At 54.7% G+C, this 14009-nt stretch carries 14 protein-coding genes; 3 read left to right on the top strand and 11 right to left on the bottom strand.

Going from position 1 to position 14009, the window contains the following annotated elements; translation table 11 throughout:
* Window positions 1–45: 45 nt before the first annotated feature.
* From MHH28_RS26085 to MHH28_RS26075, 3 genes are all read right to left on the bottom strand, one after another.
* Window positions 46–822: a DODA-type extradiol aromatic ring-opening family dioxygenase gene (locus MHH28_RS26085; protein ID WP_405106916.1), complete on the bottom strand. Its 777-nt coding sequence runs from the start codon at window positions 820–822 to the stop codon at window positions 46–48.
* Window positions 823–906: 84 nt separating this feature from the next.
* A complete protein-coding gene (locus MHH28_RS26080; RefSeq protein ID WP_405106913.1) occupies window positions 907–1737 on the bottom strand; it encodes an alpha/beta hydrolase family protein in 831 nt (276 codons plus the stop codon).
* A gap of 207 nt (window positions 1738–1944) precedes the next feature.
* Window positions 1945–2145 (bottom strand): hypothetical protein, encoded by a 201-nt coding sequence (locus MHH28_RS26075; protein ID WP_405106911.1) that lies wholly within the window; start codon window positions 2143–2145, stop codon window positions 1945–1947.
* Between the two features lie 184 nt (window positions 2146–2329).
* On the opposite strand from MHH28_RS26075, the gene MHH28_RS26070 reads away from it, so the two are divergent.
* Window positions 2330–2992 (top strand): DUF1129 family protein, encoded by a 663-nt coding sequence (locus MHH28_RS26070; protein WP_405106909.1) that lies wholly within the window; start codon window positions 2330–2332, stop codon window positions 2990–2992.
* Between the two features lie 41 nt (window positions 2993–3033).
* Window positions 3034–3990, top strand: a complete 957-nt coding sequence (locus MHH28_RS26065; RefSeq protein ID WP_405106906.1) for a hypothetical protein — start codon at window positions 3034–3036, stop codon at window positions 3988–3990.
* 109 nt (window positions 3991–4099) lie between these two features.
* On the opposite strand, the gene ilvA is transcribed toward MHH28_RS26065, so the two are convergent.
* The 6 genes from ilvA to purH all read right to left on the bottom strand — a co-directional run bounded on the left by ilvA (window position 4100) and on the right by purH (window position 11668).
* Complete coding sequence (gene ilvA / locus MHH28_RS26060; protein ID WP_405106903.1) at window positions 4100–5362, bottom strand: threonine ammonia-lyase IlvA; 1263 nt, start codon at window positions 5360–5362, stop codon at window positions 4100–4102.
* Window positions 5363–5614: 252 nt separating this feature from the next.
* Complete coding sequence (locus tag MHH28_RS26055; RefSeq protein ID WP_405106900.1) at window positions 5615–6166, bottom strand: helix-turn-helix transcriptional regulator; 552 nt, start codon at window positions 6164–6166, stop codon at window positions 5615–5617.
* Window positions 6153–6995, bottom strand: a complete 843-nt coding sequence (locus tag MHH28_RS26050) for an NmrA family NAD(P)-binding protein (RefSeq protein WP_405106898.1) — start codon at window positions 6993–6995, stop codon at window positions 6153–6155. The genes MHH28_RS26055 and MHH28_RS26050 overlap by 14 nt, the downstream gene beginning before the upstream one ends.
* A gap of 198 nt (window positions 6996–7193) precedes the next feature.
* Entirely contained in the window at window positions 7194–8558 is a 1365-nt protein-coding gene (locus MHH28_RS26045; RefSeq protein WP_405106895.1) for an SEC-C metal-binding domain-containing protein, read from the bottom strand.
* A gap of 273 nt (window positions 8559–8831) precedes the next feature.
* Complete coding sequence (gene purD, locus MHH28_RS26040) at window positions 8832–10097, bottom strand: phosphoribosylamine--glycine ligase (RefSeq protein WP_405106893.1); 1266 nt, start codon at window positions 10095–10097, stop codon at window positions 8832–8834.
* 23 nt (window positions 10098–10120) lie between these two features.
* A complete protein-coding gene (gene purH / locus MHH28_RS26035; RefSeq protein WP_405106891.1) occupies window positions 10121–11668 on the bottom strand; it encodes a bifunctional phosphoribosylaminoimidazolecarboxamide formyltransferase/IMP cyclohydrolase in 1548 nt (515 codons plus the stop codon).
* A gap of 388 nt (window positions 11669–12056) precedes the next feature.
* Here purH and MHH28_RS26030 point away from each other — a divergent pair, with 388 nt between their 5' ends.
* Complete coding sequence (locus tag MHH28_RS26030) at window positions 12057–12320, top strand: hypothetical protein (RefSeq protein WP_405106888.1); 264 nt, start codon at window positions 12057–12059, stop codon at window positions 12318–12320.
* Here MHH28_RS26030 and purN read toward each other — a convergent pair.
* Both purN and purM read right to left on the bottom strand, forming a co-directional pair.
* On the bottom strand, window positions 12317–12931 hold the full coding sequence (gene purN / locus MHH28_RS26025; protein WP_405106885.1) for a phosphoribosylglycinamide formyltransferase: 615 nt from the start codon (window positions 12929–12931) through the stop codon (window positions 12317–12319). The two genes, MHH28_RS26030 and purN, sit on opposite strands and share 4 nt — an antisense overlap.
* Complete coding sequence (purM, locus tag MHH28_RS26020; RefSeq protein ID WP_405106882.1) at window positions 12931–13971, bottom strand: phosphoribosylformylglycinamidine cyclo-ligase; 1041 nt, start codon at window positions 13969–13971, stop codon at window positions 12931–12933. Before purM ends, purN begins: the two co-directional genes overlap by 1 nt.
* Window positions 13972–14009 lie beyond the last annotated feature (38 nt).

The raw sequence follows: 14009 nt of genomic DNA, 5'->3' as shown, positions 1-14009 counted from the left end.
GTATTCATTCATATAATAGTCAACCCTTAGTCAGTTATCCGTCAGTCAGTCAAGCATCCAGCAGTTCAGGCTGAGCGTACCATATTGATAGGCTTGAATCATTAACTGGGCCCGCCGGCCTTCATCGGCTGTGCCCATTACATAGAAGAGCGGGACGAAATGTTCCTTGCCGTAGGTAGGTACGGCATCCCGCACATGCGGGGCTTGCTTCTCATAGGCATACAGGGAGGGAAGATCCCAGGCTTCGAGCCGCTGTGCAATCCATCCGTCGAAGCCCATCGCCCACTGCTCCGGCTGATCATCCTGCTTCAGCAGTCTGAGGTTATGAACCAGGCCGCCGCTGCCGATCAGGAGGATACCTTCCTCGCGCAGCGGTGCAAGCAGCCGTCCGATGTTATACTGCTCTTCAGGCGAGCGGAGCGAATCCACGGATAAGGCCACGACGGGGATATCCGCCTGCGGGAACATTTTGCTCAGGATAACCCAGACGCCATGATCCAGCCCCCGGCCCAGCACTGGCTGATGAGGCAGATTACCGTCCCTGAAGAGTTCCGAAATGCGGCTGCTGAGTGCGGGATCACCTGGAGCAGGATAAGTGAGCTGATACATCTCTTCCGGGAACCCGTAGAAATCATGCTGCGTATCATGCTGCGTATCCACTGTAATCAACTGCTCGGGACTGTCCCAATGGGCTGAGAAGATGACAATGCCGCGGGGCTTCCCCAGATCCGAACCCAGCCGCTCCAGGAAACGCGTATAGTCGTTATCCTCAAGCACCAGCAGCGGGGAGCCGTGCGCAATAAAAAAGGCCGGTAATTTCATAGGGTAAGAGCCTCCATTCCCAAGTAATGGTCTGCCCCTTTATTTTACAGCTAATTCCCGGCCATTGCGAGTGCGGCAATGCTCCTATATCATCCAGTTCTGCCATTCCTCCTGCAGATGCTCCTGCTGGTTCATCCAATCCCGGGTGCGCTTCAGCACCTGCTCCTGCGCAGGACCCGAAGAGAAGGTATGATCGCCCTGGAAAATAATCTCCTTGTCGCACCGCCCTTCCGGCCGGGTCCAGAACAGCTTCTGGTAGAGGAACGCATAGTCCACAGGGATCACATCATCGGAGGTTCCGTGGATGACCAGCACATCGCCGCTGAACTTTCCGGCCTCCTGGAACGGCTGGAAGGCAGCGAGGGAATTGAAGTATACCGGAGTGAACGAATAACCTGCATAATCGGCCGACCCGCTCTTCACCGACCGGTCGAAGGCTTCTCTTCCGACAATCTTGACGATATCATTGAAGGGATAGCCGACGGCGGACCAGAGCACAAGGTTCTTCACCCGCCGGTCACGGACACCGGTCAGCAGCGCCACCGCCCCGCCCAGACTATGCCCGATCAGCGTTACACGCTGCGGGTCCACATCGGCCGAGCTGATGCCGTAATCCAGCACCGCCCGGGTCTGCCCGATCATCGACTCCATATCCTCACTGCCGTAATTGCCGCTGCTCTCCCCGCAGCCCGCATAATCGAAGCGGATCACCATGTAGCCATCCTGCGCCAGCTCACGGGCGGCCTTAACGAAGATCCGGTCAACACCGATCCGGCTGCCTACGAAGCCGTGGCAGATTACAGCAAGCGGCACCCGGTTCTTGCACCGTCCTGTCCCTGCCCGGTCTGCGGCCGGATAGTGTATGCTCGCTGTCAGTTCCTCTCCGTTATGCCGGATGATGATATTCCGTTCCATTGCGGCGTCCTCCCCTGGATTACTGATTTATTTTGAAAGATAATAATTCCGATTAACTTAGTATGATTTATGCCTCCATTATAATATCTGTGCTAATTTCTTGTCAATAAGCATCAAGCCCGCAATTCCACTCCCCTGTATTTGACAAAAGCCCCTTTCACTCCCGCAGGAGCAAAAGAGGCCCATGTCTGCCCGTTTAAGCATCACTCATTCATAGCTGTCGTGGAACATATCGTGAGTCTCCTGCCGGCCGTCCCAATCCTCAAGCCCGTTCTCCTCGCCCTGCGCCGCAGCATCCCATAGGCTGAAGCCGTCAGAATTGCCCCAGTCCCCCACATTATTAGTCGGTGCAGGCGCGGTGCCGCCGTTCACAGCTTTGCCGGGTTCTTGCTTGTTCTCCTGTTCCATAACGTTCCCTGCCTTCCCTCTAGCCTGATTTGTGGAGCAACCACCTCTTCAGTGTTTACTCTTCCAAAAGGATTATTCAGCTCTTCGTGAACAAACGTTGTCCTTGCACACGGCTGGTGCACAAACGTATACTCTAGGTTGAAGGTATCCTGATCACTCAATGCTGGAGGTATAGGTCCACACTATGAAAGTCAAAGCTATGATTAAGCAGAACAACCTGCTGCGGGAGCAGATGACGCCGTCTAACCGCTCTTATTTCGAAGATATGATTCTGGCGATGCGCGCCAGTTCCGTAGATGCTGTACGTGCAGAGGAGCTGCTGCTGGAGGCGGCTGTGCTGCTGCTGAAGGGACAAGCCAAGGGGAAGAACGCCAAGCAGATTTTCGGAGGGATGCCGGGCGATTATTTCAAGGCGGTGATGGAGAGCGCTCCCCCGCGTACTCCGCGCAGCCGGCTGAAGAATTCCCTGATGATCTCCTGGGCCGCTCTGACTCTGCTGTTCGGGACGATGGGCATTGCCGGCCTGATTACGCAGTGGATCGGCGGCCCGCAGCAAGTATTCAGCCAGCTCAGCTTGTTCACGCTGGTCGCCGTCGGCGCAGGCTCCGTCCCGCTGGTTGAACTTATAATGAAATGGATGACCTCCTTGTCGGAGGACGACAGCCCGAAGCCCAAGACCTTCGACATCAAGGGCCTGGGCATCTACATCGGAATTGCCGTTATTGCGGTATTCGCCGGTATGTTCCTGGACAATCTGTTCCCCGTCATTCCGGTCTCGCCCTGGGTCAGTCTGGCGCTGGCAGCTGCCGGAGGTCTGGGGCTGAAGTTTATTTTCTTCCCATCTTAGAGGCTGTATCCCATATCTATTCCACACTGGAGGAGACTTGAATGAAAAAGCATCACGTTCTATCCGCCGCAATCGCCCTGCTCATGGGGCTTCAGGCAATGATGTCCGCCCCGGCCGGTGCCGCAGGCAGCGGAAGCAGCACAGGCACTCCGGGGTCAACTGCGGGCGCTAAGTCCGGCGGAAGCGGGGCCACTGCCGCCAGCCATGCGGAAGCAGTCTACAAGGGCGCGCTGCCGCTGCTGTCCAGCGGCAATCTGCCGGGCACCATTGCGTATATGAAGACGAAGCTGTATGCGGTCACTCCCTATCAGGCGACCCTGCTGACGCTGAAGCTGGAGAACCTGCACAAGGCGCTGCTGCCCTCCTGGGAGAAGAAATTCAGCAGCAGCGATATCCAGCGGAAGCTCCTCACCGTCTACAGAGGGGGTGTCAGCATGGCGAAGCTGGCCGAGAGTACGGAGAGCCCCGCCCTGCGCGCCATGCTGCAAAGTGCGGGAGAGAGCGGGTACAAGCTGGATACCGCCGAGGGCAGCTTTTACCCGGTGATTGATTATGCGGCTTACCGCAAATATAAGCCCTACGTAACAGAGGATATCAGCAGCTATATTTCCATTATGGCGGCTGAATCAGATCTGCCCCCGTCCAAGGATAACGGGCTGATCATTGCCTGGGGCGAGGTAGCCGACCGTGCGCTGACCCAGGAGCAGTTCATCCAGACCTATCCCAAATCCAACCGGGTACAGGCCGTCAAGAAGCTGTATAACCAGTATGCTGTGAATACCTTCTACGGCCAGAACAACACCCCGCTCTTCCATTACGATAATCAGGAGATGGATCTGGAGGCGCAGAAGGCTTACGCCAGCATCCTGGCCAAGAACGGCAGCTCCAGCGCCTTCCTGCAGAAGCTGGACGGCTTCATGAAGCTGATGAAGAGTAACGGCTACCTGCTGGACGACGCAGCTGAGCAGTATCTCAAGACTGAGGTTCCTGAGCTGTAGACGGTTCGTCTGGGCCAACGTATCTTAATTTATCATTTTCTGATCAAAAACCCCGTCCAGATTTTGCTCGACGGGGTTTGCTTTGTCTATATGTTACTATACGGCCACCTTAGATCAGCATACTGAACAGATTAACGTCCTTGTTGATCTCCACATAATCGACGCCCTTCTGCTTCATCCGCTCAATCAGCGGAGCGTAGGCCTCGGTAGACATCAGCTCAATGCCGACCAGCGCCGGGCCGTTCTCCTTCTCGTTCTTCTTCGTGTACTCGAACCGGGTAATATCATCGTCCGGTCCCACCACCTCGGTCAGGAACTCGCGCAGCGCACCCGCGCGCTGCGGGAAATTCACCATGAAGTAATGCTTAAGGCCTTCGTAGATCAAGGAACGCTCCTTAATCTCCTGCATCCGGTCAATATCGTTGTTGCCGCCGCTGACGATGCAGACCACGCTTTTGCCGCGGATCTGATCACGGTACATGTCCAGAGCAGCAATCGGCAGGGAACCGGCAGGCTCCACTACAATGGCGTTCTCGTTATACAGCTCCAGAATCGTGGTACACGCCTTGCCCTCCGGCACCTTCACCACATCATCCAGAAGCTTCGAGCAGATGTCGAAGGTTAAGCCGCCGACACGCTTCACCGCCGCGCCGTCCACAAACTTGTTGATCTCCTTCAGGGTGATCACCTCACCGCTCTGCATGGCTTCGCTCATGGAGGCTGCGCCGCTAGGCTCCACACCAATGACCTGAGTCGCCGGGCTCACCGTCTTGATGTAAGTGGCTACACCGGCCGCCAGCCCGCCGCCGCCAATCGTGACGAACACGAAGTCCGCAGGCTTGTCCAGGTTCTCCATCACCTCCATGGCAATGGTGCCGTTGCCGGCAATGATGCGCGGCTCATCGAACGGGTGGATCAGCGTCATGCTATGGTCAATGCAGGCCTGCAGCGCCTCATCGTAGGCATCATCGAAGGTATCCCCCTTCAGAATAACCTCCACGAATTCGCCGCCGAAGCGCCGGACCTGCTTAATCTTCTGATTAGGTGTAGTGCTAGGCATGAATATCTTGCCTTTGATGCCAAGCGCCTTGCAGGAATAGGCCACACCCTGGGCATGATTCCCAGCACTGGCACAGACGATCCCCTTGGCCCTGTCTTCGTCAGACAGACTGCGGATCATATTATAGGCCCCCCGGATTTTGAAGGAGCGTACAATCTGCAAATCCTCGCGTTTCAAGTACACATTGCAGCCGTATTTAGCCGACAATACCGCATCCAGCTGGAGCGGCGTACGGACGATTACCTCCCGCAGCACATGGTGTGCGCGTACTATATCTTCCATTCCTACGATCCGGTTTTCGCCTTCTCTCATGTTTTCCCGCCTCACTGTCTCTTTCTTATCGTTTTCGCTTCTTGTAACATACTCTTCCAAGGACATTTTTTCAACCCTTGTCCTCTCCACACAACACATCATCCACTGACAGTGGAATTATAGAGACATATTATCAGTCCCCGCTCGTTCGTGTGCACAAAAATACTCCCATGTATCTGCCGTATTCAGCAAATAAAAGGGAGTATGCGCTCATACACCGCTATTCAATTCATTGTCCCTGGGAGTGCCGCACTACTGTTCCAGCAGCTCCTGAAACCATTTCAGGTTGAGTTCATGATGCGCCCTGACATTATTCATCATCGACTTCGCCATATCGTAGATCTTCTCTTGCTTGGCATCCAGCGCATGATCGATCTCGGCAATTTTGCGCCGTGTCTGCTCCATCTGCACCGCTACGGCCGCCTTGAATTGCTCAGCATCATATTGGTGGGCGAACAGCGTAGTCATATAAAAGGCTAATGTAATATCGTCCGTCTGCAGCGAATATTTGGCCATCAGCATTGTGAAATGCTCGTCACCCTGCGCTGTAATCTCATAAATGTATTGTTCAGGATAGTTGTTAATGCTAACGACTTCAACCAGCCGCACCAAGCCTTCACCCGCTAACTTCTGCAGGTTGTAATACAGCGATCCCTTCGTCATATGAACGAGATACCTGTAATCCCGCTCCTTGAAGACATTCAATAATTCATAAGCGCTGGATTGTCCGCAATCCTTCAGCAGGCCCAGTATTAATAAGGGGATAATAGCAATTCCTCTTTCTATACGATTATTGGAAATCACGGATATGCTCAGCGATCCATTCTCTGAACGTATAAGGCTCCCGGCCAAGAATCATCAGCACCGTATCGGTCACAGCGAGCTTATGCTTCAGGGAATACTCCCAGTCCTGGACTCTAAGGGTTATATACTCTTCAGCGATGTAGTTGCCCATATAGGAACGGAAGTCATCGATGGTCTGCTCTTCCAGCTGAATGGATTGTCCCAATTGCTTGGAGATCTCTGACAGTATGTTCCGCTGGCTAAGAATATTCGCCCCTGTAAGGGTCAAGACCTTCCCGGAGAATCTGTCAAAATCGGTTACCACCACACTGATCACTTCGGCAATATCTGCTTCGTGCACACTGGCCAGCTTAGCCTCAAGGGCCGGCAGCCGGATCGTTCCCTTATTGTATCTAAAAAGGTCTCTCCAGTAAACGGTATTGTGCATGAAGGCCTCGGCCCGGATAAAAACGTACTGAAAGCCATACGCCTGAATCTGCTCCTCGACCTTTTTATGTTTCATTGCATTCTCGTTGTAGCCTGCATCCGAACGGTTAATGGAGGCCGAGGATAAGAACACGATATTCCGTATACCTTGGTCCCGGGCAGCCTGCAGAATCTCTTCGGCATCATCCAGCAGGATCAGGAATAAGGTCTCCACGCCGCGCAGGCTGTCTGACCAGCCGCTGCAATCCTTGATATCGCCGGTCACGACAATCATCTGATCTGTCCGGTCTGCTAACAGCTTCTCGGGTGTCCGGGTGAGGGCTTTAAATGTAACATCCTTAAGCTTGAGGGTTTGTATAACCCGACTTCCAACGGTTCCTGTTGCTCCAGTAATAAATAACATGACAAGGACCTCTTTTCTGAAAATTTAGTCTAATTAGACTACAATTCATAATATAGTCTAATTAGACTAAGATGGCAAGGGGTATTCTCCGTAACATAATGCCTCCGCCATTGTGTTCAGTTTTTCTCCTACAATTCCTGAATCATCAAAAAACACAGCCCCGGAGGACTGTGTCTGGTATTGCATCTATAGTGTCTATTACAGTGTCTCTTGCTTCAGCATCCACTTGAGCAGATCCGGCATACTCGCCCACAACCGTGAGTGCATAATCACATATTCAATCGCTTCATTGGAATCGCCCATACCGACATAATCCGGAAGATTATGCGGCAGGCGCTTCTTACCCAGCAGATAGTCAGGCACATGCTTGTTGACTCCGCGGGCAACCCGGTAGAGCATTTTGAGCTGCGAGGTGATGCCGTTCTGCTTGAACTCCAGCACGATCCGGTCATAGGCAAAGGCTGCTGCGGCATCCTCTGCACCATAGTCCTTCATGATCTGTTCCGCTTCCTTCAACTGGTTGCTATACAGATATACAGCCGTCAGCAGATAGCGGGCACCGGTAGAATCGTCCTCATTCAGCTCCAGAATATGCTCCAGCATCTCTGCCGCTTCCTCCGCATTGCCGGCGAACCAGCAGGATTCCGCGTAGCTCTGGCAGATGCGAATATAAGGACGGGTCTCATACAGCCCCCAGAAATGCCCTTTATGCTTGGTAAAATACAACTCGCCCAGTTCCCGTCTGCCTGCGGCGATTCCCGCCTTGAGAAGTTCACGGGCCTCCTCCTCATTCTCCGATTCCTCAGCCAGAATAAGGTAGGCTTCCGGGCTGTCCGGATAGAGCTCAAGCGCCTTCTCCGCCAGCTGGACCCGGCGCTTCACAGAAGTCGCCTCCAGCGCCTTGCCCAGCAAGGCCTTCGCCTTCTCCTGCGGAGTTCCCGCACCGTTCAGTGCAATCAATTCATCCGCTTCTCCGGCCATGCCGTATTCCTCGACATAGTTATAGATCTCTTTAACCTTGCGGGAGATCGTCGCCGTGGTAACCTCGTATTTGTCGGCCAGCTCTGCCTGCGACAGCATGAAGCCGTATTCCTCGGACAGCAGGTATTCGATCGCCGCACAGAAGGAGCCGGTCTTCTTCACTGCCGGCTTGGTCTGACGGGAGAAGCCATTCCATAGCACCAGTGCTTCCAGGATCAGCTCCCGGTCATACCGGTCTCTCATGCTCTCGATCAGCTCCAGCGCGAGCTGTTCATGGGCCGGATGCTCCCATTTCAGCTCCTTCGCTACCATCTTCTTCAGCTTCGGCAGCGTAAGCTTGCCCGCGGCAGAGACAGTCCCTTCCGCAGCCGGTTGTTCCTCATGCACGATTACGCCGGGTATGGTTACAGGCGCTTGCGCCGCTGCATCCCCGGCGGTGACCAGCCGCAGATTCGACAGGGCTGCCGCTCTGTCTTTCTCCATGCAGCATTTCTTATATTTGTTCCCGCTTCCACACGGGCATAAGTCGTTTCTTCCTACCTTACTCAAAACCAATTCCCCCTTAAATCTGTAACTGTACATCTGCATAAACACCACTGTTATTGCTATTATAGCATTCGTTCTGGAATTGCAAGTGGAAACGACGGTGCCGTCCTTTTAGGGACGGCACCGTTTCAGCGAGAAATAGCAGGATAAGCTATGATTTCAAACATATAAATTTTTATATTTTTAAAAAAGGCCTTTCCCTGAAAGGAAAGACCCTTTATCTGTATTTATCCGCACATTTTCCCCCGTACGAGTTGTATTATAGCACTTCTCCTACAACTTGTCAGTCCTTTTTTTGGGACTTTCTCCTCAGACCAGCGCCTTCATAGCGATATCGCTGCGGTTCTGTTTACCCGGAAAAGTAATCTTTTCCGCACTGGCATAGGCCGATGTACGTGCTTCGGCAAGGGTTGCCCCCAGGCCTACCACCCCAAGCACACGGCCGCCGGTGGTCACCCAGCCGCCGTCCCCGGCGCGTGCCGTTCCTGCATGGAAGACCAGCGCAGAGCCGCTGTCTTCCAGCCCGCTAATAGGCACACCCTTCGGGTAAGGCCCGGGATACCCTTCCGAGGCCAGAACCACGCAGACTGCCGCCTCGTCACTCCACTCGATCGGAATATCGGCGAGTCTGCCTTCGGTCACAGCGAGGAAGATCTCCAGCAGATCGCTTCGCAGCCGGGGAAGAACCACCTGTGTCTCGGGGTCCCCGAAGCGGGCATTGAATTCAATGGTCTTCGGACTGCCGTCCGGCGAGATCATCAGCCCCGCGAACAACACCCCGCTGAAGGGACGGCCCTCCGCCACCATCGCTTTGGCCGTCGGCTCAATGATCGTCTCCACCGCTTCACGGATGACCGCCTCATCGATATGCGGAAGCGGGGAATACGTCCCCATGCCTCCCGTATTAGGTCCTTTATCGCCGTCGAATACAGGCTTATGGTCCTGGGCCGCAGCCATAGGCCGCACCGTTTCGCCATCCACGAAGGCCAGAATCGACATTTCCTGCCCGGCCAGGAACTCTTCAATCACAACCTGGGCACCGGCTTCCCCGAACACCTTGTCGACCATGATCTCCTGAAGGGCCTGCTCCGCTTCCTCACGGGAATGCGCTACGGTTACCCCTTTGCCTGCGGCCAGTCCGTCCGCCTTGATCACAATCGGCAGCCCCTGCGTCCGCAGGTAAGACAGTGCTGTATCATAATCGCTGAATTTCTCATATGCCGCTGTCGGAATACTGTACTTATGCAGCAGATCCTTCATGAAGGTCTTGCTGCCCTCAATCTCTGCGGCATTCTTACGCGGGCCGAATACCGGGATATCCTGGGCTTCGAAGGCATCCACAATGCCTGCAGCGAGCGGATCATCCGGTCCAATGACTACCAGACCTACCTTCTTCTCCTTGGCAAAAGCGGTCAGCTTATCGAACTCGAAGACGCCGATCGGCACACATTCCGCAAGCTGCGCAATCCCGGCATTGCCGGGAGCGCAGTAGATTTTACCGGCACGGGGACTGCGGGACAAGCTCCAGATGATGGCATGCTCGCGTCCGCCGCCGCCGACTACTAAAATATCCATAAGGCTCTGATCCTCCCAGCGTGCTAGTGTTTGAAGTGGCGTACGCCGGTGAAGACCATGGCAATGCCGTATTCGTTGGCGACCTTAATCGATTCCTCGTCCTTAATGGAGCCACCCGGCTGAATCACAGCTGTAATACCGGCCTTAGCGGCCATTTCCAGCGTATCCCCCATCGGGAAGAAGGCATCCGAGGCCAGCACAGCACCCTTGGCTTTCTCACCGGCTTGCTCAATGGCAATCTTGGCGGCACCGACACGGTTCATCTGTCCTGCCCCTACGCCGACCGTCATATCATCAGCCGCCAGCACGATGGCGTTGGACTTCACATGCTTAACGACCTTCCAGCCGAACAGCAGCTGCTTCAGCTCTTCTTCGCTAGGCTTACGGTCTGTTACCACTTGCAATTCCTCAGGATTCACGGAGTGCACATCGCTTTCCTGCACCACCATACCTCCTTCAACAGAGGTTACAACAAAGCTGCTCTTGCGGGAAGCGGCGGTGCTGAGGTTACCCAGCTTGAGCAGCCGGATATTCTTTTTCTTCGTAAGGATCTCCAGCGCTTCGTCCGTGAAGCCCGGTGCCAAGACGATTTCGAGGAAAATATCCTTCAGCAGATTAGCCGTATCGGCATCAATAATCCGGTTGGCCGCCACAATTCCGCCGAAGATGGAGGTAGGGTCCGCATTGTACGCCTTTTGATAGGCTTCATAGACACTCGTTCCCACGCCGACTCCGCAAGGATTCATATGCTTAACGGCTACAACGGCAGGCTCTTCGAACTCTTTGACAATCTGGAGCGCTGCGTTCGCGTCATTGATATTGTTGTAGGACAGCTCCTTGCCGTGCAGCTGCTCGGCCGCCGTCAGGGTATCCTGCGCCGCCAGCGGCTTGCGGTAGAACGCAGCCTTCTGATGCGGGTTCTCCCCGTAACGCAGATCCTGGATTTTCTCATAAGTGACCGTATAGCGCTCCGGCAGCGGTTCACCGGTGACATTCGCCAGATAATCGGCAATCAGGGCGTCGTAAGCCGCCGTATGGCGGAAGACTTTGGCTGCAAGACGTTTGCGGGTGGCAAGGGTCGTATCTCCGCCGGCACGCACTTCTTCAAGCACATTCGCATAATCGGCCGCATCGACCACCACACTGACAAAAGCATGGTTCTTCGCCGCAGAACGCAGCATCGTCGGTCCGCCGATATCAATGTTCTCGATCGCCTCTTCATAAGACACATCCGGCTTGGCAATCGTCTCCGCGAACGGATACAGATTCACCACGACAAGGTCGATGTAATCAAGGCCAAGCTCATTCATCTGACGGGTATGCTCTTCGTTGTCACGCACTGCAAGCAAGCCGCTGTGTACGGCGGGGTGCAGAGTTTTAACGCGTCCATCCATGATCTCAGGGAAGCCCGTGACATCGGAAATGCCGATGACCGGAACGCCTTCCTTCGCCAGAAGTGTGCTGGTGCCGCCTGTGGAGATAATTTCTACGCCTAGTGCAGACAACTCGCGGCAAAAATCCACGATGCCCTGTTTGTCCGATACGCTGACCAGCGCTCTCTTGATACTCACTTTGAATAGTCCTCCTCTGGATTCACGCTAGATTATTGGGGTGTTGTAAGAGTTACTTGATGAATCGGCTGCTCTTGAAGACGGCTTGCAACCAATCATTGGCGCTGCTGATTTAGTTGGATTTTTGTTATCTAATTCCGGCGGGGAAGCACGTAGCGGGGCAGTAGTTGGAAAATGTACACTTAAATGACGCCTGATAAGGTCAATCATTCGATTGGGGCGGGATTAGTTGTACTTTTTCCACTTACGCTCCGTTCACCGCACATATCAACCAGATTAGGTGGAGACAATCCACCTGTTTCCAGCAGCTTAGCTTATTGGGTTGGGAATACTGAACCTTTAAATCAGATTATCCCCGTGCCTATGAATGTTTGCCGGAGAACTCCGGATGATTACAGCAACGAATCCTGTAGAACAAACTATTAATTTAGAATTTCCTGGTGTTTCTGTTCTGCTATTTGTGCTACTGTCCTTACGCCAGCAAACCTGTATTTTTGCAATTTCAGGCCATGCCCGCCAGATATTCCGTCAAATCCTGACGCCTCTGAACTATTTCCTGAGAAATATCAGAATCGGCCGGGGGTTGCCTGAAATGTCGAAAATACTCCGGTTAAACAGCCAGCACAGGCAGATATGCAGCAATTTCGCTTAATTGCCAAGAGTCGTCAATCTTCCGTTCAATTCTACTTTTCCGGCGGCAAAAGCACTCACTACCTCAGGATACAGCGCGTATTCCACCTGATGGATGCGTTCAGCCAGCGATTCGGCGGTATCTCCAGACTGAACCTCCACGCAGCGCTGGGCGATCACCGGTCCGGTATCCATGCCTCCATCGACAAAATGCACCGTCACGCCCGTCAGCTTCACGCCATACTCCAGCGCCTGCCCGATGGCGTCCTTCCCGGCGAAGGCCGGCAGCAGCGAAGGATGAATGTTGATGATCCGTCCGGCATACGGGGCGAGCAGAACCGGCGAGATCAGCCGCATGTAGCCGGCCAGCACCACCAGTCCGATGTTCCGGCGCTGCAGCTCGGCCACAATCGCAGCCTCATACTGCTCCCGGCCCGCGAAGTCCTTCGGCCGCAGCAGCAGAGCAGGGATTCCCGCCTCCTCCGCCCGCTGTGCTACAGGCGCTTCCGGTTTATCCGAGACCAGCAGCTCTATGCTGCCTCCGCCCAGCCTGCCCTCCCGCTGTGCCTGGACCAGTGCAGCGAAATTGCTGCCCGTTCCCGAGGCAAACACAGCGATTCGGCTCCGCTCCATCAGACTTCAGCTCCTGTAAAGGTAACGATGCGCTCTCCTTCAGTGACCGAGCCGAGCCGGTAAGCCTCTTCCCCGCTCGCCTTAAGCAGCTCCAGCGCACGCGCCCCGTCCGCTTCCGCTACTACCAGCACCAGGCCGATCCCCATATTAAAGGTGGTGAACATATCGCGGTTGCTTACATTGCCTTTATTCTGCATCAGGCTGAATACAGGCTGGATCGGCCAGGAGCCGTAGTTAATCTCAACATTCACGTTCTCCGGCAGCACGCGCGGAATATTCTCGATGAACCCGCCGCCCGTAATATGGGCCATCCCCTTGACCGGAAGCTGTTCCAGCAGAGCGAGGAGCGGCTTCACGTAGATCCGGGTTGGAGCCAGCAGAACGTCCACGAGCGGCGCTCCCAGCTCAGGTACAACCTCATCCAGGTTGTATCCGTCTTCCTCCAGCAGCAGCTTGCGCACCAGCGAGAAGCCGTTGCTGTGAATCCCGCTCGAAGCCAGGCCGATGACAATGTCCCCGGGTGCAATATCCGCTCCGGTTACCAGCTTGGCCTTATCGGCCACGCCTACGGTGAATCCGGCGATATCATATTCGCCTGCCGCATACATCCCCGGCATCTCGGCCGTCTCGCCGCCGATCAGCGCGCAGCCCGCCTGATGGCAGCCTTCGGCGATCCCGGCTACAATGGCCTCGATCTTCTCCGGCACCACTTTATCGCAGGCCAGATAATCGAGGAAGAACAGCGGCTCCGCGCCCTGCACCACGATGTCATTCACACACATGGCGACGGCATCGATGCCAATCGTGTCGTGGCGGTCAGCCGCGAACGCGATCTTCAGCTTCGTGCCCACACCATCTGTGCCCGATACGAGGACCGGCTCTTCGTATTTGTCCTTATTCAGGCCGAAAAGGGCGCCGAAGCCGCCCAGCTCTGTCATCACTTCCGGACGGTATGTGCGCTTCACATGCTTCTTCATGCGTTCTACTGCTTCATTGCCAGCCGCAATATCCACTCCGGCTTTCTTGTACGCTTCTGACACGTTTGGACACCTCATTTAGATTAGTTTAGAGCGCGTGT

The organism is Paenibacillus sp. FSL K6-1217 (assembly GCF_045040735.1).
In the GTDB taxonomy this organism is placed as follows: Bacteria; Bacillota; Bacilli; order Paenibacillales; family Paenibacillaceae; genus Paenibacillus_AQ.
The sequence above is the reverse complement of the archived record's forward strand: the minus strand, read 5'-3'. Positions and strand labels throughout refer to the sequence as shown.

What these genes read in the sequence shown, in the direction of transcription:
- MHH28_RS26045 (WP_405106895.1), bottom strand. Translation starts at nt 8,558, where the DNA reads ATGTACAGTTACAGATTTAAGGGGGAATTGGTTTTGAGTAAGGTAGGA.
- MHH28_RS26080 (WP_405106913.1), bottom strand. Translation starts at nt 1,737, where the DNA reads ATGGAACGGAATATCATCATCCGGCATAACGGAGAGGAACTGACAGCG.
- MHH28_RS26075 (WP_405106911.1), bottom strand. Translation starts at nt 2,145, where the DNA reads ATGGAACAGGAGAACAAGCAAGAACCCGGCAAAGCTGTGAACGGCGGC.
- MHH28_RS26085 (WP_405106916.1), bottom strand. Translation starts at nt 822, where the DNA reads ATGAAATTACCGGCCTTTTTTATTGCGCACGGCTCCCCGCTGCTGGTG.
- MHH28_RS26070 (WP_405106909.1), top strand. Translation starts at nt 2,330, where the DNA reads ATGAAAGTCAAAGCTATGATTAAGCAGAACAACCTGCTGCGGGAGCAG.
- purN (WP_405106885.1), bottom strand. Translation starts at nt 12,931, where the DNA reads ATGGAGCGGAGCCGAATCGCTGTGTTTGCCTCGGGAACGGGCAGCAAT.
- MHH28_RS26050 (WP_405106898.1), bottom strand. Translation starts at nt 6,995, where the DNA reads ATGTTATTTATTACTGGAGCAACAGGAACCGTTGGAAGTCGGGTTATA.
- purD (WP_405106893.1), bottom strand. Translation starts at nt 10,097, where the DNA reads ATGGATATTTTAGTAGTCGGCGGCGGCGGACGCGAGCATGCCATCATC.
- ilvA (WP_405106903.1), bottom strand. Translation starts at nt 5,362, where the DNA reads ATGAGAGAAGGCGAAAACCGGATCGTAGGAATGGAAGATATAGTACGC.
- MHH28_RS26065 (WP_405106906.1), top strand. Translation starts at nt 3,034, where the DNA reads ATGAAAAAGCATCACGTTCTATCCGCCGCAATCGCCCTGCTCATGGGG.
- MHH28_RS26030 (WP_405106888.1), top strand. Translation starts at nt 12,057, where the DNA reads ATGATTACAGCAACGAATCCTGTAGAACAAACTATTAATTTAGAATTT.